Origin of the sequence: Solidesulfovibrio sp. DCME, from assembly GCF_049995385.1 — a bacterium.
Classification (GTDB): domain Bacteria; phylum Desulfobacterota; class Desulfovibrionia; order Desulfovibrionales; family Desulfovibrionaceae; genus Solidesulfovibrio.
Genome location: NZ_CP188261.1, coordinates 549,918 through 570,625, shown reverse-complemented (window position 1 = coordinate 570,625; position 20,708 = coordinate 549,918). Strand labels below are relative to the sequence as shown.

Annotated in this window: 15 protein-coding genes; 2 read left to right on the top strand and 13 right to left on the bottom strand. The window is 64.3% G+C overall.

Features of this window, described 5'->3' with window-relative positions:
- From asnB to ACP59X_RS02385, 12 genes are all read right to left on the bottom strand, one after another.
- Complete coding sequence (gene asnB, locus ACP59X_RS02440; protein WP_428564564.1) at positions 1-1,863, bottom strand: asparagine synthase (glutamine-hydrolyzing); 1,863 nt, start codon at positions 1,861-1,863, stop codon at positions 1-3.
- Between the two features lie 75 nt (positions 1,864-1,938).
- Complete coding sequence (locus ACP59X_RS02435; RefSeq protein WP_428564561.1) at positions 1,939-2,931, bottom strand: glycosyltransferase family 2 protein; 993 nt, start codon at positions 2,929-2,931, stop codon at positions 1,939-1,941.
- Positions 2,932-2,976: 45 nt separating this feature from the next.
- Positions 2,977-4,644, bottom strand: a complete 1,668-nt coding sequence (locus ACP59X_RS02430) for a hypothetical protein (RefSeq protein WP_428564558.1) — start codon at positions 4,642-4,644, stop codon at positions 2,977-2,979.
- Positions 4,628-5,767, bottom strand: a complete 1,140-nt coding sequence (locus ACP59X_RS02425) for a hypothetical protein (protein WP_428564555.1) — start codon at positions 5,765-5,767, stop codon at positions 4,628-4,630. The genes ACP59X_RS02430 and ACP59X_RS02425 overlap by 17 nt, the downstream gene beginning before the upstream one ends.
- 15 nt (positions 5,768-5,782) lie before the next feature.
- Positions 5,783-6,727 carry an efflux RND transporter periplasmic adaptor subunit gene (locus tag ACP59X_RS02420; protein WP_428564552.1) on the bottom strand — a complete coding sequence of 315 codons (945 nt, stop codon included), beginning with the start codon at positions 6,725-6,727 and terminating at the stop codon, positions 5,783-5,785.
- Positions 6,728-8,407 (bottom strand): TolC family protein, encoded by a 1,680-nt coding sequence (locus ACP59X_RS02415; protein WP_428564549.1) that lies wholly within the window; start codon positions 8,405-8,407, stop codon positions 6,728-6,730.
- Positions 8,408-8,428: 21 nt separating this feature from the next.
- Positions 8,429-9,133: an ABC transporter ATP-binding protein gene (locus tag ACP59X_RS02410; protein ID WP_428564546.1), complete on the bottom strand. Its 705-nt coding sequence runs from the start codon at positions 9,131-9,133 to the stop codon at positions 8,429-8,431.
- Complete coding sequence (locus ACP59X_RS02405; protein WP_428564543.1) at positions 9,126-10,307, bottom strand: ABC transporter permease; 1,182 nt, start codon at positions 10,305-10,307, stop codon at positions 9,126-9,128. Before ACP59X_RS02405 ends, ACP59X_RS02410 begins: the two co-directional genes overlap by 8 nt.
- Positions 10,308-10,441: 134 nt before the next feature.
- A complete protein-coding gene (locus ACP59X_RS02400; protein ID WP_428564540.1) occupies positions 10,442-11,725 on the bottom strand; it encodes an aminotransferase class I/II-fold pyridoxal phosphate-dependent enzyme in 1,284 nt (427 codons plus the stop codon).
- Positions 11,726-11,854: 129 nt separating this feature from the next.
- Positions 11,855-12,382: a hypothetical protein gene (locus ACP59X_RS02395; protein WP_428564537.1), complete on the bottom strand. Its 528-nt coding sequence runs from the start codon at positions 12,380-12,382 to the stop codon at positions 11,855-11,857.
- Entirely contained in the window at positions 12,379-12,819 is a 441-nt protein-coding gene (locus ACP59X_RS02390) for a hypothetical protein (RefSeq protein ID WP_428564534.1), read from the bottom strand. Before ACP59X_RS02390 ends, ACP59X_RS02395 begins: the two co-directional genes overlap by 4 nt.
- Positions 12,816-14,477 carry an ArnT family glycosyltransferase gene (locus ACP59X_RS02385; RefSeq protein WP_428564531.1) on the bottom strand — a complete coding sequence of 554 codons (1,662 nt, stop codon included), beginning with the start codon at positions 14,475-14,477 and terminating at the stop codon, positions 12,816-12,818. The genes ACP59X_RS02390 and ACP59X_RS02385 overlap by 4 nt, the downstream gene beginning before the upstream one ends.
- 381 nt (positions 14,478-14,858) lie before the next feature.
- On the opposite strand from ACP59X_RS02385, the gene ACP59X_RS02380 reads away from it, so the two are divergent.
- Positions 14,859-17,015, top strand: a complete 2,157-nt coding sequence (locus tag ACP59X_RS02380; protein ID WP_428564528.1) for a hypothetical protein — start codon at positions 14,859-14,861, stop codon at positions 17,013-17,015.
- A 51-nt stretch (positions 17,016-17,066) separates the two neighbouring features.
- On the opposite strand, the gene ACP59X_RS02375 is transcribed toward ACP59X_RS02380, so the two are convergent.
- Complete coding sequence (locus ACP59X_RS02375; RefSeq protein WP_428564525.1) at positions 17,067-18,752, bottom strand: sensor domain-containing diguanylate cyclase; 1,686 nt, start codon at positions 18,750-18,752, stop codon at positions 17,067-17,069.
- Between the two features lie 568 nt (positions 18,753-19,320).
- On the opposite strand from ACP59X_RS02375, the gene ACP59X_RS02370 reads away from it, so the two are divergent.
- Positions 19,321-20,706 (top strand): glycosyltransferase family 2 protein, encoded by a 1,386-nt coding sequence (locus ACP59X_RS02370; RefSeq protein WP_428564522.1) that lies wholly within the window; start codon positions 19,321-19,323, stop codon positions 20,704-20,706.
- Positions 20,707-20,708 lie beyond the last annotated feature (2 nt).

Sequence of the window (20,708 nt, the reverse complement as noted above, 5' to 3'; positions counted from 1 at the left end):
TCAGGCCCCCGCCAGGTTCATATGGCGCAGCACCCAGAGGTTCCAGAGAAAAAGGCGATGGTCCGCCTCGCCCGCTCGATGCTCCCGGATGCGGGCATCGATGTACCGCCCGTCGAGGGCCCGCTCCAGGGAGGCGGCTTTCCCCATGGCCAAGGCCCCGTCGGCCAGCCAACGGCCCACGGGCACGCCGAAACCCTGCTTTTTGCGATAGATGACCTGCCGGGGCAGTATCCGCTCCAGGGCTTTTTTCAGGATGTACTTGGTGGTCCCGTGACGGAACTTCAGGGCATGGGGGATGGTGCGCACGAAATCCACCAGTTCGATGTCGAGGAAGGGGGCGCGCACTTCCAGGGAGTGCATCATGCCGGCCCGGTCGGTTTTGACCAGGATGTCGTCCTGCATATACAGGCGCGTGTAAAATTCCATGGTCTTGTCCACCAGGTCGCGCGAAGGGCAGGACTCGAAGACGTCGATGGCCTCGCTGTAAAGCTCCTCGGTGTCCACGGGTTCGCCAAAGAGTTCCGCGATGCCGGCCGGGTCCAGGGGACCGAGCCAGACCGGGTTCCACAGCCGGGCCGGATGGGAAAGCCCCCGCAGGAAGCGGTTGATTTTAAAGCTCGCGGCCATGTAGCCGTGGCCGACGGGCAGCCGGGCGGCCAGCAGGCACAGGGCCCGATGCACGGGCCGCGGCGCCCACCGGGCATAGGCCTCGGCCGCCCGCAGGGCCTTGAAGGGATCGTAGCCGGCGAACAGTTCGTCGGCGCCGTCACCGCCCAGGGCCACGGTGACGTGTTTGCGCGTCTCCCGGCACAACAGCGCCGTGGGCACGAGCGACACGTCGCCCATGGGCTCATCCAGGCGGCCGATGATGTCGGGCATCAAGGCCAAGGCTTCGTCCAGGGTCAGGGTCGTGACCGTGTGGGCCACGCCGAGGGCGGCGGCGGCCTCCCGGGCCTTGGCCGACTCGTCGAAGGCCGGATCGGTGAAACCGATGGAAAAGGCGGCCACGTCCGGGGCGCGGCGGGCGGCCAGGGCGGTCACGGCCGAGGAATCGACCCCGCCGGAGAGAAACACCCCCAGCGGCACGTCGCTCATGAGCCGGCGGCAAACGGCCGCGTCGAGCAAGTCCAGGAGCCGCTCGCCCCAGCGTGTTTCGGCATCGGCCGGCACGGCGGCGGTGGGCTCCAGGCAAAACGACCACCAGCGGCGCCGGCGGACAGCCGCCGTGGCCACGTCCACGAAGAGGTTCTCGCCACCGGGCAGCTTGTGCGTGCCGTCGTAGAGGGCGTTGGGCGCGGGAATGAAGCCGTAGGCGAAATATTTGCGCAGGGCCGGGCGCGAGAGGCAGGCGTCGGCCAGGCGCGGATGGGCGATCAGGGCCGCAAGCTCCGAGGCGAAAGCGAAAAAGCCGGGTCGGACGGCGTAGAAAAAGGGCTTTTTGCCGAAACGGTCCCGGGAGCAAAAAAGCAGGCCCCGGGGCTTGTCGTAGAGGGCGAAGGCCCACATGCCGTTGAGCTTGGCGGGCAGGTCCTCGCCCCACTCCCGCCAGCCGTGCAGGAGCACTTCCGTGTCGCTATGGTCGGATAGGAAGCGATGGCCCTTGGCTTCGAGCTCCCGGCGCAAGGCGGCGTGGTTGTAGACCTCGCCGTTGTAGCTGACGACCAGGCCGCCGTCGGCGGTGGCCATGGGCTGGCGGCCGCCTTCCAGGTCGATGATGGCCAGGCGGCGGTGGGCCAGGTGGACGCCGGCCGGGGCGTCGAGGAAAACACCCTCCCCGTCCGGGCCGCGCCGGGACAGGCGGCCGTTCATGGCGGCCAGGGCGGCGGCGTCCCCGGGGCCGACGAAGCCGCAGATGCCGCACATGGGGCTAGCGCTCCGTCCCGGCCGACGGCGCCTGCCGGGAGTTGCGGCGGATGGCGGTCATGGCTGCCCCTTCCCTCACCGCGCGCCGTCGGGTTGGGCCGCAACGCAGGCGTCGGGTTCCTTGCAGTTGCGCGTGCAGTCCACGATATAGGTCGGCTTGTCCTGGGACTCGTGGTAGGTGCGCATGAGGATCTCGGCGATAAGCCCCATGAGGATGGCCATGATGCCGATGAGCATGAACATGACCACGGCCAGGGGCAGCGGGGTTTCGATAAAGCTCTTGCCGAGGAAGAACTTGCAGTAGAGCATGAACAGGAAAAAGCCGATGGAGGCGGCGATGCTGGCCAGGCCGAAGCCGCCGAAGAGGTACATGGGCTTCTGGGCGTACTTGTCCAGGAACTTGACGGTCATGAGGTCGAGGATGACCTTCACGGTCCGCTCGATGCCGTACTTGGACTGGCCGTGGATGCGCGGATGGTGGGTGACGCCGACTTCGGTGACCCGGGCGCCCTGCCAGGCGGCGTGGATGGGGATGAAACGGTGCATCTCGCCGTAGAGCTTGACGCCTTTGATGATCTCGCGGCGGTAGGCCTTGAGCGAACAGCCGTAGTCGTGCAGGTGCACGCCGGAGATGGCGGAGATGAGCCCGTTGGCCACGCGGCTGGGGAAATTGCGCTTGATGGGGTTGTCCTTGCGGTCCTTGCGCCAGCCCGAAACCACGTCGTAGCCTTCGTCGAGCTTGGCCAGAAGCCGCGGGATATCGGCCGGGTCGTTTTGCAGGTCCCCGTCCATGGGGATGAGGATGTCGCCCCGGGCCAGGTCGATGCCGGCCATCATGGCCGCGGTCTGGCCGAAATTGCGGCGCAGGTGGACCACACGCAGCCGCGTGTCCCGGCCGGCCAGGACGTCCAGGCGCTCGCGGGTGTCGTCGCTGGAACCGTCGTTGACGAGGATGACCTCGTAGGGATGGCCCAGGGACGGCAGCACGGCGTCGAGCTTGGCGTAAAGCGGCTCGATGTTGTCCTGCTCGTTAAAAAGCGGAATGATGATGGAGAGCATGTCGGACATGGTTTACGACCTGTGCGGGAGGCGGTTTCGGCGCATGGCCGCCCTTTATGGCGCACCGGCGGGCAGCTTGTCCAAAAGCGGCCGCAGGTCCACCAGACGCACGCCGGGTTCGGGGCTGGTATAGGGGAAAAAGGCGGCGTCGAGAAGGGCGAATTCACCGGGCCGCTCGGCCAGGGCCTTGATGCGGGCGTCCAAGGGCGCAAAAAGCGGCCCCTTGGCCACGGCTTCCGGCGTCAGGTCGGCCTCGCGCACCACCATGTGGCTGACGCCGTAAGCCTTGGCGAATTCCAGCACCGCCAGCGGGTCCTTGGCGTAATAGGCATCGGCCTGGTGGGCCAGGCGCGGGAAATAGCGCTCCCAATAGCCGAGGCTCCAGGGATGGGCCAGCTCGAAGGACGCCAGCACGTTGCGTTGGCCAAACGTCAACACCGTGTCCAGGAGCTCGGGGTTGCCGGCGACCAGCGCATCCTTGGGCAGGGCTCGCACGGCGGCATAGAGCGGTGCGTCGGCGCGGTAGTCGTAGAGCCCGACCCCGCTTAGGCGCCACAGGCCAAGGCCAAGGGCCACGGCCAGCAGCACGAAACGCCCCAGGCGGCGGGAAAGGAGCCCGGCCAGGGCATGGCGCAGCACCACGGCCAGGCACAGGGCGTAGAGCAGGTTCACGGTGTAGGTGATATAGCGGTCGGGCACGAAGAGCTTGAGCGCCACGATGCGGGCCAGGGCGTAGAGGAGCAGCGAACCAGCCAGCAGCATGGCCGCCGGCCGGCCGGCGGTGGCGGCAAGGCCTGGCCAGGGGGCGCGCCGGGCGCCGACGATGACGAACGGCAACAACACGGCCAGGCTGACGATGCCGGCCACAAGGCCGATGTCGAGGAAAAGGCCGATGCTTTCGAAGGGCCAGTAGACCAGATCGAAAAAGGGGTTGGGCAGGGGATAGAGTTCCAGGCGGCCGGCGGCGGAAAATTCCGGCCCGGCGGCCAGGGCGGACCGGCCGACCAGCGGCCCGAAGCCGGCCACGTCGAGGCCATGGCTGAACGACCAGACCAGGCCGGCGGCCAGGACAAGGGCCAGCCCATGCCAGGGCCGGGCGGGAAAGGGGCCGGCCGGGCGATCCACGATGCGGCACAAAAAGGCGTCCAGGCAGGCGCAAACGGCGCACAGCACGGCGATGTAGGGGATAAAAAGCGCCTGGGCCAGCAGGGTAGCGGCCATGGCCCCCCCCGAGCGGCGCAGCCAGGCCAGGAAAAAAAGCGCCAACAGCGGCGGGGCAAAGGAACGCGACAGGCCTCCGGAAATGCTTTTGAGGAAATACGGCAGGCACCAGGCCATGGCCGCGCAGGCATAGCCGAGCACACGGCCCTCGAGGACCGTGCCCAGGCCGAAAAAGGCCAGGGCCAGGGCGACGAACAGCCCGCCGGTCAGGAGCTTGGAGAAAAGGATGGGGTCGCAGCCAAAGCCCTTGGCGGCCGCGAAATAAAGGGCCTTGAGCGCGGCGGGCACGTAGGCGGCGGCGTAGTCACCCAATAGGTCGGGCGGATACAGGCTTGGGTCCAGGAACCGGGCCATCCAGTAGATTTGCTGGCGGACATCGTCGTTGACGACATAGGGCGAGGCCAGGCCCAGGCGATGGGCCACGGCAAAGACACCAGCGGACAACAACCCGACGAAAAGCCAGTCCCGGCCGCCAGCCGGACCGTCAGATGGCCCGGTCATAGAGGCGGAAGACCTTGTAGCGCTCGCCGCCGTAGTCGCGCAGGGTCTTGTTCCACTGTTCCAGGGATTCCGGAATCAGCGAGCAGTCGCAGTATTCCATCCTGGGGTGGTTTTCCAGGAAATTGATCATGATATTGAGGATGATGGCGTGGTGCAGCCGCTTCCACTGGTGGCTCTTGGCCACGCCCATGATGATGGCCCGGCAGTGGGTCAGCGGGCGCACCCGGCAGTACCACAGCAATTGGAGCTTCTGCCACCAGCCGAACTTGCCGTTGAATTTCTTCACCGCCCGGTTCATGTCCGGCGAGACCACGGAAAAGGCCACGATGTCGTCGCCGTCGAGGATCATGCTTTCGAGGTCGGGGCGCACCAGCGGTTGGAGGGTGACGAAGATGTCCTGGAACTGGCGGTCGGTGAGCGGAATATGGCCCCAGTTCTTGCTCCAGATGTCGTTGAAAAGTTCCTTGATCTGGGGGCCGCGCTTGGCGAAATCCTGGCGCTCGATGGGCAGGATTTGGCAGTGCTGGCGCTTGAGGATGCTGTCGCGCATCAGGGCCAGCTTTTTCGGGTCGAGCTCCGTGTTCCAAGGGATCTTGTAGGCGTACCAGTCGTAGGTCTTGCCAAAGCCCCAGGAGGTGACGAGGTCCTCGTAATAGGGCGGATTGTGGGTGTGCATCATGCAGGGCGGGGAATCGAAGCCCTCCACGAGCAGGCCGACCTCGTCGTAGATGGAAAAGGACAGGGGGCCGTGGAGCCGGGTCTTGCCGTGGTCGCGCACCCAGTCGGCGGCGGCGTCGAACAGGGCGTGGGCGGTCTCGCGGTTGTCCTCGCACTCGAAAAAGCCGAAAAACCCGGTCTCGGCGTCGTGATGCTTCTCGTAGAGCCCGTTGACATGGGCGCTGATGCGCCCGACGATGCGTCCGTCCCGCTGGGCCAGGAAATACTGGGCCTGGCCGAACTCGAAAAACGGCCCCTTGTCGGGGTCGAGAATGTCCCGCTGCATGGGCAACAGCGGCGGGACCCACAGGGGGTCGTCGCGGTAGATCTCCCAGGCGTAGCGGATGAAACGCTCCCGTTGGGCCTTGCCGGCCACGGGCGTCACAACGAGGGGGGAAGCGGACATGGCGATGGACGGGCCTTATTTGCCGGGCTGGATGACGATCTGGCCCTTGAGGCCTTCCTTGAGTTCCTGATTGGGGTTGGGGATGGTCAGTTCGATGTCGTAGTACGAAGGCTGCTGCAAGGCGGCCGGGATGGGCGCCCAGGGGATGCGCGATACCGAGGCGGCGAACGGCTTGCCGGGGATGGAATCGAAGGTGACCGTGGCGGACATGCCTTCCTTGAGCTTCTGGGCCTCGATTTCATGGACCTGGGCCCGGATGATCATGGGGTCCAGGGTACCGACCTGGAAGAGCTCGGCTTCCTTGGCCAGCTTGACACCGTTGCGCAGTTCCGGGTTCATCCACAGGACGAAGCCGTCGATGGGGGCCTTGATGATGCCGTCCTTGGGCATTTTACCCACGCCCGCCCCCTTGCCGAAACGGTCCTCGGCCAGTTCCACCCGGTCGCTCAGCAGGTCCCGGGCCAGGGCGAGCTGTTCGGAGACAGCCGTCTTTTCCTTGCGGAACACCTCGATTTCCTTGGCGTTCATGGAAATGGACTGCTGGGAGGCCATGCTGCGCTGGCTCATGGCTTCCAGTTCGCGGGCCTTGGCCGAAAAGCGGTCGATCTCCTTGTCGGCGTTGGCGAGCTTGTGTTCGAGCTCCTTGATGTTGGCCGGCGAGAGCTTGGTCTTCTCGTCCATGCGGGTTTCCAAGGGGATCTCGTAGGTGGCCAGCACTTCACCGCGCTTGACCTTCTGGCCGATGTGGCCGGACAGCGTGGTGATCTTGGCATTGTACGGCAAAAAGACCGACAATTTGACGGGGCTGTAGAGCTTGCCGGAAAAGCTGATGTCCGCCGGCCGAAACGAGGCGCCGGGCTGCGCGGCCGGGGCCGGAGCCGGGGCGGCCTTGTCCTGGGCCGGGCTGGGAGCGGCGGCCAGCACCAGGCCGGCCGCCAGCAACAAGGCGAAAAACCGCATCTAGTTGTTCTCCATGACAGTGGCGTTGATGTAGCGGTCCTGGAAATCGCCGGACAGGCCCCGGACCTTCAACATGGCCACATCGCGATCGTACTGCTTGAGCAGCAGGTTCTGCTTGCTGTCGAGGAACTCGCCCATGCTCTTGACGATGGCGTCGTATTCGGCCTGGCCCGATTCGAACCGGAACTGGGACTGCTGGACGGTCAGCTTTTGCAGCTCCACCGAGGACTCGGCGAATTTCACTTCGGAGTTGGCCGAACGCAGCTTGGCCAGGGACTGCTGGAACTCGCTCATCAGCGAAAACTCGATGTTGCGGCTCTCGACGTTGAGCTGGGCCATCTTCTTGTACTGGCGGCTGACGTCGCGGCCCTTGGTCCACCAGTCGAAGGGGAAATTGAGCGTCAGGTTGGGGTACATAAACGGCAGGGACGAGGTGTCGTCCTTGTAGGCGTTGCTGCTGCTGTTGAGCGTGGAGATCGAGGTGAAGCCGAAGGAGAAGGTCGGCAGGAAGTGGATGTAGGACAAGGCGATGTTCTTGCGCTGCAGCGACTTCTCGTATTCGTGGATGCGCAGCTGGAAGGAGTGCTTGCGCAGGGAATCGTCGGACACGTTGGCCGGGTTGAACTCCTCCAGAACCTGCCGCGAGGCGTTGTCCAGGGTGAGTTCGACCTTCTGGACGAAGGGCACGCCCATGAGGAACTTCATCTCGTCGAGGAGCACGGACTTGGTGGTCCGCATCTTCTCGGCCTCGGCCTTGGCCAGGTTGATCTTGGTCTCGGCGATGCGCACGTCGAGCTGGGCGCCCTGGCCGAGGCCGGCCTTGGTCTTGACGTATTCCAGGTTCTTGACGGCCAGGTCCTCTTTTTCCCGGGCCAGCCGGATGATGGATTCGACCATGCCGAGCTGGAGGAAGGTGGTGCCCAGGCGCTGCAGGCCCTGGTCGATGACCTTGAGGTGCGACAGCACGGCGATGTTGACCATCTCCTTGCGGGCTTGGACCTCGAAGGCGGTCAACAGCGGGTTCCAGGCGCCGGTGGAGAAATTCAGGTCGTATTTCTTGCGGTTGCGGTTGTTGGAGTTGCCGGCGTAGACGGTGTTGGCGGCGGTGATGGAGTTGGCCAGGTTCTGGGTCGGGTCGGACGAGGCGTTGTTGAACACGGACTGGTAGGCGGTGGCGGCGGCCGTGTTCTTGTATTCGGGCAGGCGCAGGTAAAAGGTCGTGCTCAGCACGATGGTGGGGATGTACTGGGAATAGGCATCCCCCACATCCAGGCGCTTGGATTCGATCTCGATGGAGCTTTTGGTCAGGATCGGCGACTGGGCCAGGGCCACGCGCACGCATTCCTGGAAGTCGGCCGGCGAACGCACGGTGGTCGGCCCCAGGGCCATGTTGGAGGCGGCCTTGGCGAAGCTCGGCGCGGGCTCGTCATCCATGGCCTTGCCGGCGGGCTCGGGCGCGGCGGCGGGCGCCGCAACCGGCGCCGCGGCCGGCGCTCCCTTGACCTTATCCTTGGTGTAGCGGTCCGCGGTACCGGCACTGGCCGGCGCGGACACAAGCGTCGCGACAAGCAGGAGCAGCACCGCTACCCAGGCTCGGTTCCCCCCCCGGAACGTGGCCTTCTCGCGGGCGCCCCCCCCGGACGCCTTCCCCCCCAGCCCGTTGGTCGAATTCCTGGCCATGCGCTCCTCCCCGTCGAGCGTTTAACCGTTGAGGTAGCCGTCCGTCAGGACGCATTTTCTCGTGCAATGCTCGGCCGTCATCGCGTCGTGGGTGACCACGACCATGGCCGTGCGGGCTTCTTCCGTGATCTTCGTGAAGTACTCCAATACACGCAGGCTGTTTTCCCGGTCAAGCTGCCCGGTGGGCTCATCCGCCAAAATAAACTCGGGTTCGTTGACCAGGGCCCGGGCGATGGACACACGCTGGCGCTCGCCGCCCGACAGGCGGTTGGAGGGCTGGTGGATCCGGTGTTCCAGGCTGACCATGCGCAGGGCTTCCTTGATGCGCTCGGGCCGATCCCGGCGGCGCACGCCGGCGTAGATGAGCGGCAGCTCGAGGTTTTCGTACACGGTGGAGTTTTCAAGCAGGTCACAGGTCTGAAAAACGAACCCCAGCATCTCCCGGCGGAAAATCGCCTGCTGGTCGCGCGAAAGCGACAGCACGTCCACCCCGGCCACCTTGTAGCCCCCGGTCGACGGCGGCTGGAACAGCCCCAGGATAAAAAGGAGCGTGGATTTGCCCGACCCCGACGGCCCCATGACCGCCACCATCTCGCCCCGCCGCACGTGCAGGTTGACGTCCTTGAGCACCCGGATCGGTTCGAGTCCGGAGTTGTAGGTCTTGGTCAGCCCGTTGATGTCGATGACGAGGGCATTGTCGTCGTAAACGTCCGTCTGGTTACTCATAGCGCATGGCGTCCACGACCTGCATCCGGCTGGCCCGGATGGAGGGATACAGTCCCGCGCCGATGCCGAGCACCGCCGCGAAGGTCAGGCCCAAAAGCAGGCAGAACCAGAAAAGGCCCTCGGGCGGGCTCGAGCCGAGCATGCGGCTCATGTAGGCGATGCCCACCCGGCCGAGGATGACGCCGATCACCGACGAGGACAGGGTGACGCATAGGGCTTCGAACAGGAACTGGTAGAGGATGTCGGTATCGAGGGCGCCCATGGCCTTTTTCAGGCCGATTTCGCGCGTGCGGCTGGTGACCGTGGCCATCATGATGTTCCAGATGCCGAAGCCGCCGAGGATCATGGTGGCCACGATGGAGCTGTAGATGAAAAGCTCCACCCACCAGAAGATGCGCTGCACCTGCTTAAGGGGCTCCCAGGCCACGTTGACCCGCAGCCCCCGGTCGGGCTGGTTGGCCTTGACCACGCCGGGCACGGCCTTGGCCACCGGGGCGACGTCGTCCCAGGTGGCGCAGCGCACGTAGGCGCTGTAGGGCATGGAGATGCCCACCACGCGCGCCCGGGCGGTGGTGATGGGCAAAAACACGAACTGGCTGCGGTCGCCGGCGCGCACGCCGCCCAGGATGCCGACGACGGTGTAGAGGTTGTCGTCGATGGACAGGACCTTGCCCAGGGCCTGCTTGTCATCGCCGAACATCTGGCGGGCCAGGTCGGCGCCGACCACGCACACCCGGGCCCCCTCGGCCACGTCGCGCTCGTCGAAAAGGCGCCCGGCGGCGGCGTTGAAGGAAAACACCCGCCAGTAGTTAGCCTCGCAGCCGACAAGGTTGAAGCCGAAGAGCCGGTCCTGCCAGGTGGTCAGGGCGCTGGTCTTGAGCGCCACCTTGGTGATGTCGGTCACGCCCGGGATGCGCCCCATGGCCTCCAGGGTGCGGTCGCGGAACCATTCCTGGCGCTCAAGCGGCAGCTGCTCGAACATGACGTTCATGATCGTGGCGCCGCCGAGCAGGTCGAGGTCGTTGTTGAAGTTCTTTTTCAGGTCGTTGCCCATGGTGATGATGACGATGAAACCCGCCATGCCCAGGGCAATGGACGCGAGCACGCCGATGTAACGCCGGCGCTTGCGCAAGACCTCGCGCACGCTGACCCGGACGAGGTCAAAGTAGCGCAAAGGACCGGCGCCGCGCCGACGGATACGGTCGAGCTCGGCGACAGTGATTTTTTTCCGTTTTCCTATGGCCATAATAAAGATACCGGGGAGCGTCGCCAGGACGCTCCCGCGCCTATACCGAAGGCGTCGGCGCTTTACAAGTACGACAGCCGGGAGCGGCCGGCAGCCTCGGCCTCCTCGTCGGTGCGGATCGCGTCGGGCACGTCGGGCAGGTCGCACTCGCGCACGCGGAACTCCCGGGCCAGGCGGTCCAGCACCGACAGGACGACGTCGAGCTGGCGGTCCTGGTGGGTGCTCATGTAGGCCGTGCGGATCAGGGCCTGGCCGCGGGGCACGGCCGGGTAGACCGCCGGCAGGGCGAAGATGCCGGCCTCGAAAAGCGCCCGCGAGAACTGGAAGGCCTTCTCGTCCGAGCCGATGATGATGGGGATGATCGGCGAGGCCGACCCGCCGATGCGCAGCCCGATGTCCTTGTAGGCCTGGCGCATGCGCAACGTGACCTCGTGGAGCCGGTCCACGCGCTCGGGCTCGCGCTCGAGGATGTCCAGGCAGGTGAGCACGGCCACGGTGTTGGCGGCCGGCAGGGCGGCGGAGAAAATCTGGGTGCGCGACTGGTAGCGCAGGTAGCGCAGCATGTCCTCGTCGTCGGAGGCGATGAAGCCGCCGATGGAGGCCAGGGACTTGCTGAAGGTGCCCATGATGAAGTCGACCTTGTCCGTGACGCGGAAATGGTCGGCCGCGCCGCGCCCGCCCCGGCCGAACACGCCCAGGCCATGGGCGTCGTCGAGGTAGAAGACCACGTCGGGATGGGCGTCCTTCACGGCGGCCAGTTCGTCGAGGACGGCCAGTTCGCCGGACATGCTGAACACGCCCTCGGTGACGAGGAAGACGTCGCCGTCGGGGCGCGACGCCTTGGCGTCCTCCACGCGCTTTAAGGCCTGGGCGGCGTCGTTGTGGGCGAAGGTGACCTGCCGGGCCTTGGTATTCTTCACGCCTTCGAAGATGCTGGCGTGGTTTTCCCGGTCGCAGATGACGGTGTCGGCCGGTGTGACCAGCACGCCCAGGGCGCCCATGTTGGTGCTAAAGCCCGTGACGTGGACCACGGCCTGCTTCTTGCCGACAAAGGCGGCCAGGCGCTCCTCCAGGCGGTGGTGCAGCACCATGTTGCCGCTTAAAAAGCGCGAGCCGCCGGGGCCGGTGCCCCAGTCGTAGACGGCCCGGGCCGAGGCGTCCATGACCCGGGGGTCGTGGGACAGCCCCAGGTAGTCGTTGGAGCCGATCATGATCAGACGGCGGCCTTCGACCTCGACCTCCGTGCCCCAGGTCTTGGCGATGGGACGGAAGTACGGATTGATGCCCAGGGCCGAGATGCTCGAATGCAGGCTATTGAAGTGCTCGCAGCGTTGGCGAAGTCTCATGGCGTTCGTCATTTCCTCGCGTGGGGTTGGAGAAGGCGGCGGCGCGGACAGGATTGTGCGGTGCGCCGCGCCGACAGCCGTCAGGCCGGGCCGGTCTTCCGGCACATGGCCGGAAAACTCGCCAATACGTCAAAGGCCCGGGGTTTGCAAGCCTTGGGGATTTCGGGCGAAGGCCCGGGTTTCGCGCAGGTGGGAGCGCAGCTGGCCGACAAGCTTGGAAAGCGCCAGCCGGGCCCGCTCGACCTGGCCCGGGAAGGTCCGGGTGAAGTAGAGCTCGTCGTCGGGGGCGGCCAGTTCCAGGCTGTAGTTGCGCAGCCACTGGCCGCGCTTGTTGCTCCACTCCAGGTAGACCCAGTAGAACGTCGTGGCCCCTGCGGCCGTGCGGCAACGGGCCGCGCCCCAGGCATAGGCCTCGCCGCCGCGCTGCACGCTGCGGAATTTCCGGAAGTCCCAGTCCTCGAAGGTCAGCCCGTCGGCGGCGGTCATGCCGCGCACGGCCAGGTCCATGGCCCGGGCCGGATCGCCCTTGGGGATGCCGGCCAGGCCCAGGGCCGGATAGTGCCAGGCCCCGAACCAGATGAGCGCGGCCACGGCCAGGACGACAAGCCCCAGGCCGCTCCACAGGCACACGCGCACGGCCTTGCCCGCCCGGCTCACGGCCTGCCCTCCGCCGCCGGGGGGCAGCCCAGGCCCAGGCGCCAGCCGGCCGCCTCCAGGCGTTTGGCCCGCTCGAGCTTCTCGAAGGCCCGCACCTCGTCGTCCACGGCCCGCTCCCGGGTGGCCTGGTCCTTGCGGATGGCCCGGACCAGGGACTCCTCGGTGATGATCAACCCCGGGGCCGGCTTGTAGACCCCGGCGCGCAGCTCGCTCAGGCGCACGCGCACGGCCTTGTCCGTGGCCTCCAGCACGTCGCGGTGGCGTTCCTTCATGATGGCCGTATTTTCGCCGTCGTTGACCAGGCCCTCGTAGAAGCCGGCGGGCCTAAGCCAGGTGGCGCCCTCGGGGGTCTTGAGAAACCCCTTGTAGATGGTGCCGCCCAGGGCCACGAGGAGCAGCAGGCGCACGAGGTTGTCGCGGGTAGCAAGGCGCTTCACGGTGTCGCCTCCTTGCGCCGCCAGACCTCCAGCTCCTTCTGGGGCGCCTCCACAGGCACGAAGTAGTGGTGGTTGGGGTCGTCGGTGCGGTTGCCGAAGGTCTCGTCCGGGAAGGCCAGGGGCACGCGTTCGTAGTCGCGGGCAAAATCCAGGCTGTCGGTGAATTCCCGGGCACCGAACAGGAAGCGGTCCCGGTTGACCCGCACCACCCGCCGGCGCAGCACCCAGTCGGGCTTGGTGCCCTCGGGCACCGGCCCCTGCAGGCCGCCGATGACGCGCAGGCCATCGACGTAGAAGGCCAGTGGCAGTTCCCCGTATTCGGCCAGGACCGTCTGGCCCGGCTTGGCGTGGGTCCGGAAAAATTCCACGATGGCGGTATTGACGTCGGGATAGCCGCAGACCAGCTCGGTGACGAAGAGCTTGATGGGGAAATTAAGCGAGGTCAGCATGCGGAAATCGTTTTGCCACGGCCGGTTGACGATCTTGAGCCGCTCCATGGGGTAAACGGCCAGCCAGTTGGTCGCGGCCAGCAGGAAAAAAAGCATGGCCGCGGCGGGCCGGGAAAAGCCCCACAACCGGCGCACGCACCAGGCGAGCAGGATGGCGCACAGCGGCAGCAGATGGGCGATGTAGCGGAAAAAACGCTGGGGCACGAGGCCAAGGAAGGCCAGGCTCAGGATGATGAGCACAGCGCAAAACAGCACGAACCGCTCGCCGCCGTCGGCCGGCCGGCGCAGGCGCGTGAAAAAGCCCCGCCAACGCCACACCAGGGCCACGGACACCGGCAGGGGAATACAGAACATGCACAGGTCGGCGAAATAGAGCATCAGGTTTTGCGGCACGAGCAGGATGTCGAACATGCCGCTTTGCCGGCCGATGCGGTAGAGGAGGATGCCCGGGATGACGGCCACCAGCGTGGTCAGCCCGGCCAGCAGGCCCAGGCGCTTGACCGCCAGGCGCTCGGGAAAGACCAGGGCGGCCGCGACCAAGGCGGTTGGGGCGAAGCTCAAAAAGAGCAGGTAGTTGGCATGGAAAAGCAGCACCATGCCGGCAAACATCGCCCACCAGGCCCCCCAGCGGCGCTGCCAGTCGGAAAAAAAGGCGTCGAGCGTCCACAGGACGAACAGCGTGCCCGGGGCGTAGTAGCGGGCCTGGCGGCCGATGAGCAGGTAGGGCACGCTTAGCGTCAGCAGGGTTGCCGCCAAAAGCGCCCAGTTGCGGTCGCCGAAATGGCGGCGCACCAGGCGGTAGGTCCAATAGATGGCCACCAGGGCGGCCAGGGCGAAGGGCACGCGGCCGGCGGCGGTATCGAGCCCGCCGACGGCAAAGCCGCCGGCCTGCATGTAAATTTGAATCCAGGGTGACCAGCGCCAAAGGTAGCCGCCGGTCTTGTCGAATTCGCGCTCCTCTTCCTGGGAGACGACGTTGACGCCGTCAAAGGCGTAGGGGAGGCCCGCTTTGAGGACGTTTTTGGCCAGGCAGGCGGTTTCGGCCTCGTCCTGCCAGAAGGGGCGCTGGCCCAGGTTGTAGAACAGGAGCCAGGCCGCCACGATCAGGATGGCGACGAGCGCCCAGTCCAGGCGGGCGAAAAAGCCCGGGCGCCCGGGCGGCGCGGCCTGGGCGGGGCCGGCGGTCGTCGTGGAAGTGGCGTGATGCATGCTGATTGGGCCGGGCCAACGCCGGCGCTTGGGCGCTTACTATGAACGCTGCCGGAACTCAAGCCGCGCATCGCCCCTTCCGCCTTTCCGGCCGGGCGAGGACGGTTCGTCCGTATCCGCGCCATGGCGGTCCGGAACACCCGTACAACACCTCCTCCGGCTTGACGACCCTATTTGAAAACCATACATTATTCCCCAATAATCGATTTGTTTTTTCGATCATCTTTTTTTCAGGATTTCGTACTGCGCCCCTCGCTTGGGCATCGCCACCAGATGAGACTGGCTGTGCGCCTGCTCCGGTGACGGTATTGCCAAAACGACATGAAGACAAACGACACAGCCGCCGCCACATCACGCCAACCGATCCTTGCGAGACACATCATGCGAAAAATACACCTTGCCGTGCTTGCGCTTGCCATCTCGCTTCTCCACGTAAACGGCAGCCAGGCGGACATCCTCGAATTCATGCCGGCCGTTTTGGCCGGGGCCAATGCCAAGCCTGTGCAAATCAATGTCATCCCCAGCGGCCCAGGCTCCTTTTCCTCGGATTCCATTCTCTCCTACGATTACGACACTGGGGCCGGCATTACGGCAAATGCGTATCAGCAGGATCAGGATAAGCGTATCACCTTGACGGCGCAGCCCAAATCCGGCGCGACCATCATGTCCTGGGAAGGTTGTGAATCGGTTTCCGACGACTTGACCCAGTGCACGGTCCCCTTGCTCCAGGACCGGACCATCCTTGTCCATTTCGCGTCTTCGGCCATAGACTACAAACCGGTCAACTTGGTAGATTTGTCAGAGGCCCGCGTCACGATTTCATACGACAGCACTTATATCGTGTCGGGAGATAAAACCAACACTGCCCTCATGGCGAAGCTTAAAAAGCTCAACTCGGGAGATTACATTATAGGGCACAATAATCCCGCTTTTTTTCGACGAGTCACATCCGTTGTTCATTCTGTGGCTGGCGGCCTCCTGGCCTCGACGGAAGCCTGCACGCTTGAAGATGTCATTGCCTCAGGCACGTTGTACGCTTCCAAAAAAATGACTCATTCCGATTTGGTTTCTTCCGAAGGCACGATAACTACATCAAACGGAAAAAAACTGCGCATCAAGTCCGCTCCATCTGACAGTTCTGTTTTTACAATATATTTCAGCGAACCGACCGACGAGGGCGGGGCTTCCTTCGAGAACTGTTTTTCATACGAAACTGATGCCGGATTGAACGCAAAAATTTGCGGAAAAGTCGAGCTTGAGTTCAATCTTGCCTATTCTGCCGATTTTTCCCTCTTTGGCTTGAAACAGTTTCGATTTATACCGGAAATAACACAGACAAGCGAATTGTCTATTACCGTTGAAGGCACACCGGATGCGCTAACAAAAGAAGTATATATAGGCACATTACAGTTTGGAAAAATTTTTAGCGGGCCATTTTGGGCGGATTGTAATATCGAGATGTGGATAGGTTTCGCAGGTTCTTTCGGAGTGTCCGCGAAATTTGCCGATGTAATACAAGCAAAAAATGCCGCTGGACTGACATATGATGCAGATTGCTCTCCAGCCTGGGCGCTTGTCAATACCTCTCAATATAACAACAATTTCTCGAAACCAGAAGTCAGTGTCGATACCAAAGCAAAAGTCTACTTCAAAGCCACACCAATGCTTAAAATAATGAGCCTAACAGGTCCGGCCATTGACGTACAACCCTACGTTGAAGTGGCAACCCAGTTCGCCTTTGTGGGTGGCTGCAAGGGGCTTACGGGCAAGGCGACATTCGGCATCGACGGCTATTTTACATGGGTCATGCCTGGAAGCATCTTGGGAAACACCCTCGGGAACGATGACCTGAACGATACATTCAAGTTCAAAATCGGAGCACTTTACGAAAATACGCTCTTGACCTGGAGCATCGACGGCACCTGCGCCAATCCGGACAAACTCAAAGTCCAGGGCAAGAACTTTTATATCGCTCAAAACGAAGGGATCGATAAAATCTACAGACAGACATATACATTAACAAACGACGGGGATACCGATGTCAATTGGTCGTTCGACACGAAATCGACACTTATCAACCCATCCCAAGCACAGGGAACGGTGGCAGCACATTCGAATGCAAATGTGGAAGTGACCGTATCGCCTCAAATACTCAAGCAGGGTGTCTACGATAAATCTTTTTCATTCAAAATGGCACAAGAAGAAAAAAATTATTATGCACATATAGACATTTCTGCACCAATACTCGAGTCGCCAAGTATCACAGGTGCCCAGTATAGCTCTTCACACATCACTTTTGACTGGAACTATTATAACGATATTCTTTACAAATACGTTCAGGGCTATGAAATATACCAATCATTGGACGGAATAAACTATACGCAAATCGCCATCATCAGCGACAAGGCCGTACATTCCTATTCGACGAACATTATCCCCCCTGGCGTGGAGCACTGGTATGCCCTCGTCGCCTACGGCACCAACGGACTCCGTTCCGAACGTTCCAGCCCATTGACCATCTTCGGTGAAAATAAATAGCCGCCCCTGGCCAGGCTGGCCCGCATCGCCACTGACTGGGAACGGTGCCTATCACCCGGTTTGAATCACGCTCCTGTTCTTTCCGGCCCGCTTGGCAGCGTACAGGGCATTGTCGGCGACGGCGAACAGGTCCTTGACTTCCGGAGTCGCGCCGCTCACCTGGGCCACGCCCAGGCTCACGGTGTAGCGGACGGCCGTGCCCGCGCCCAGGTTCACGGCACTGGCCGCCACCCGCTCCCGCAGCCGCTCGGCCACGACCAGGGCCGCTACGGCGTCCGTTTCCGGCAGGATCACGGCGAATTCCTCCCCGCCGATGCGGTAGGCCTCGTCCACGGAACGCACCATCGAAAGCGTGAGGCGCCCGAGTTGGCGCAGGACCTCGTCGCCGAGCTGATGGCCGTAGGTGTCGTTGATCCGCTTGAAGTCGTCGATGTCGAACAGCACCAGGGAAAACGGCGTGCCATAGCGCACGAACCGGTCCAGCTCGACCTGCATCTTTTCGTTGAAGCAACGCCGGTTGCGCAGCCCGGTCAGGCAGTCCTGGCTGGCCAGGCGCTCCAGGGCGTCATGGGCCTCGCGCAACTCGCCGACCACCCCGGAAAGCTGGTCACGCTCCCGGCCGAGCGTGGCCATGGCCACGGCCAGGTGTTCGTTTTTCTCGTGCAACGTCCGCGACATGGCCACCAACTGTTCGCCCAGCAGCCCGATCTCGTCGTGGCCGAACCGCGGCGGCAACCGGCAGATCTTGTCTTCGGTCAGGGAGACGGCGAACCCGGCCAGGACTTCCAGCCGTCGCCCGATCCGCCCCCGCCCCAGGACCACCACCAGGCCGACGGCCAGGCACAGGCACACCACGGAAACCCCGGCCGAAACCAGCAGCATGCCCCGGGCCTGGCCCATGGCCGCGGCCACCGGCATGCCGACCAGGATCAGGCCGTAGGGCTTGGTCGCCTCGCCGTCCAGGCGCAGCGGCTTGAAGGCGCGGATCATGGCCAGCCCGTTTTCCTGGCCGGTCTGGGCCACCCCGCCGCCCGGTTCGCCGGCCAGGGCCTGACGGACGAACTCCCGGCGCCAGGCCTCGGCGGGAAAGGCAACCCGCTCGGGAAAGCGGGCCAGGATGTTGCCCCGCGTGTCCAGGGTGGCGACCCGGACGTCGCCGGGCAGCCCGAGCCTGGACAACGAGGCCCCCAGGGCCCGCAGGTCGAGGGAAACCACGGCCACGCCGCGAACCGCCCCGCCCGCCCCCGGAATGGCCAAGGCGAAATGCAGCACGGGATTGCCCGTCACCCGGCCGATGAGATAGTCGCCGGCCACCAGCCCGGCAGCCCCGACGGCATCGCGAAAATAGCGTCGATGGGCGCAATTGAGGCCGGCGAACGGCTTGCGGGCCGAGGCGACCACATCGCCGTTGCGGTCGCACACGAACATATTGCTGACGCTGGGCCTTGTTTCGATCAGCCGCCCCAGGATCGCGTCCAGGGCCGGGACGTCCATGTCCTGGACCTCGGGCATGGCCACGAAATTGCGCAACAGGCGCGTGAGGTCGTGGACCATGGTCTCCTGGGCGCCGGCCGCCTCGTAGGCGATCCGCAACAGCTGTTCACGGCCATGATCCACGGCGCTGTCGCGGACATGCACGTTGAGATAGGCGATCACCACGACAAGAGGCAACAACGCCAGGAGGAAAATGCCAATGATCTTCGTCCCGATGCGGCTGAAAAAAGGAATGCGCTTCATGAAAGAAATTATTTCTTTCTCAAGAAACGCACTGTCACGCACCCACTGACGCGGAGTGCTTCGAGGCAATCCCGAGGTCGTTACACCGACACAAACCCGTCTTTCGATTCGAAGTCTTCCAGGGCAAAGGGCACTCCACCACCATTCCGGGCGATTTCCCGCCAAGAACGGCCTGTATCCATGGGGCCGCAAGGTTGTATGGGAAAAGCCCTAGCGCCATACACAAGTACGGGCCAAAATTCAAGCGGACGACGGATTTTTCTCTTTGCCCCGCCAGCAAGAAGGATTTGGTCGTATGCGCCGGCGCCATCGGCCGCGCCTTCGCCTCCCATCCAAACGGCGTTCGGACCCGGACACCGAGGGAAAGCCCGGCCGAGGCCGTGGCAACCTGGGGAGAAAAGGGCCGCGATTCGCAAGCAGCGCTTCCTTACAAAACTATAACATGAATTCCCGCGAAGGAACGTTCAAAAATGTAATTTTGCAATCCTCGGCACTTCGTCTATTGCAGGCCTGTCGAATTCTCCACACCAGATTTCCCCTCCCGCACATCTTACAGGTCAGCAATCCTATGAAGAGAAAGTATACCCGCATCGACGCGATGTATCTTGCCGTCCTCCTTGTTACTGTCCTGGCCAGCGGCTCCACCTTGACTGCCCTTATCGGCGAAGAGGAGGCCGTCGCCTGCCTGGCCGCGTATGGCGACCTGTTTTCCTATACCGCCCTGAGCCTGGGCCTGTCCCCGCTGGCGGCCGCCCTGCTCGCCTGGCGCATCTGGCTGGTCTGGCGCTACCGGCCCTACGCCGCCCTGCCCGATGCCCGGCTGCCCCTGGCCACCGTGGTCATCCCGGCCTACAACGAGGGGCGCCAGGTGCTCGAAACCGTCCGCTCGGTCATGGCCAGCGACTATCCCGCCGACAAGCTGCATATCCTGTGCGTGGACGACGGCTCGGCCGACGACACCTGGCAATGGATGCGGCTTGCGGCCAGGGAATTCCCCGGCCGCCTGCGGCTGTTGCGCCAGCCCCGCAACATGGGCAAGCGCCATGCCCTGCTGGCCGGGTTCCGCCAGGCCCGGGGCGAGGTGTTCGTCACCATCGATTCGGATTCCCTGGTCCTGCCCGGGACCCTGCGCGAACTGATAAGCCCCTTCGCCGCCAGCCCCCGGGTGGGGGCCGTGGCCGGCAACGTGCGGGTGCTCAACCGCGAGGGCGGCGCCATCCCCAAGATGCTCGACGTGTCCTTCACCATGTCCTTCGATTTCCTGCGCCGCGGACAAGGGGCCTACGGCGGCGTGCTGTGCACGCCCGGGGCCCTGTCCGCCTACCGCCTGGGCGCCCTGGCCCCGGTCATCGAGGGCTGGGCCGAACAGACCTTCATGGGCCAGCCGGCCAACATCGGCGAGGACCGGGCGCTGTCCAACATCATCCTGGGCCAGGGGCTGCGCGTGGCCTATCAGAAGGACGCCATCGTCCTGACCACGGTGCCGACCTCCTACAAGGGGCTGTACCGGATGCTGCTGCGCTGGGCGCGCAGCAACGTGCGCGAATGCCTGGTGATGCTGCGGTTTTTGCCCAGGCGCTTCCGGCGCGGCGACAGCGGGGCGGGCTGGGTGCGCCTGGCCGGGTTTGCGGAACTGCTCCTGCTGCCGGCCACGGAGATCGTCAAGGTCGGCGGCCTGGCCGTCCTGTGCCTGGCGCCGGTTGCGGGCTTGTCCGGCCTGCTTGCCGGCTGCCTGGTGGCCGCGGCCGTGCCGGCCGTGACCTACCAGTTCCGGGAGCGCGGCGCCTTCGGGCTCATCTGGGGCGTGGCCTACTGCTTTTTCTGGGTCTTCGCCCTGTCCTGGATCACCTTGTGGGGGCTGGTCACGGCCGCCCGCTCGGGCTGGCTCACCCGCGACCTGGAAACCCCTGCCGGCGCCGCCCCGGGCCGCGAGGAAAGCCTCGACGCAGCCTGAGG

Bases quoted from the DNA above. Each gene is read 5' to 3' on its own strand.
- asnB (WP_428564564.1), bottom strand. From the start codon at position 1,863: ATGTGCGGCATCTGCGGCTTCGTCGGCCCCGGGGACGCCGCCGCCCTG.
- ACP59X_RS02435 (WP_428564561.1), bottom strand. From the start codon at position 2,931: ATGTCCGACATGCTCTCCATCATCATTCCGCTTTTTAACGAGCAGGAC.
- ACP59X_RS02430 (WP_428564558.1), bottom strand. From the start codon at position 4,644: ATGACCGGGCCATCTGACGGTCCGGCTGGCGGCCGGGACTGGCTTTTC.
- ACP59X_RS02425 (WP_428564555.1), bottom strand. From the start codon at position 5,767: ATGTCCGCTTCCCCCCTCGTTGTGACGCCCGTGGCCGGCAAGGCCCAA.
- ACP59X_RS02420 (WP_428564552.1), bottom strand. From the start codon at position 6,727: ATGCGGTTTTTCGCCTTGTTGCTGGCGGCCGGCCTGGTGCTGGCCGCC.
- ACP59X_RS02415 (WP_428564549.1), bottom strand. From the start codon at position 8,407: ATGGCCAGGAATTCGACCAACGGGCTGGGGGGGAAGGCGTCCGGGGGG.
- ACP59X_RS02410 (WP_428564546.1), bottom strand. From the start codon at position 9,133: ATGAGTAACCAGACGGACGTTTACGACGACAATGCCCTCGTCATCGAC.
- ACP59X_RS02400 (WP_428564540.1), bottom strand. From the start codon at position 11,725: ATGAGACTTCGCCAACGCTGCGAGCACTTCAATAGCCTGCATTCGAGC.
- ACP59X_RS02385 (WP_428564531.1), bottom strand. From the start codon at position 14,477: ATGCATCACGCCACTTCCACGACGACCGCCGGCCCCGCCCAGGCCGCG.
- ACP59X_RS02380 (WP_428564528.1), top strand. From the start codon at position 14,859: ATGCGAAAAATACACCTTGCCGTGCTTGCGCTTGCCATCTCGCTTCTC.
- ACP59X_RS02375 (WP_428564525.1), bottom strand. From the start codon at position 18,752: ATGAAGCGCATTCCTTTTTTCAGCCGCATCGGGACGAAGATCATTGGC.
- ACP59X_RS02370 (WP_428564522.1), top strand. From the start codon at position 19,321: ATGAAGAGAAAGTATACCCGCATCGACGCGATGTATCTTGCCGTCCTC.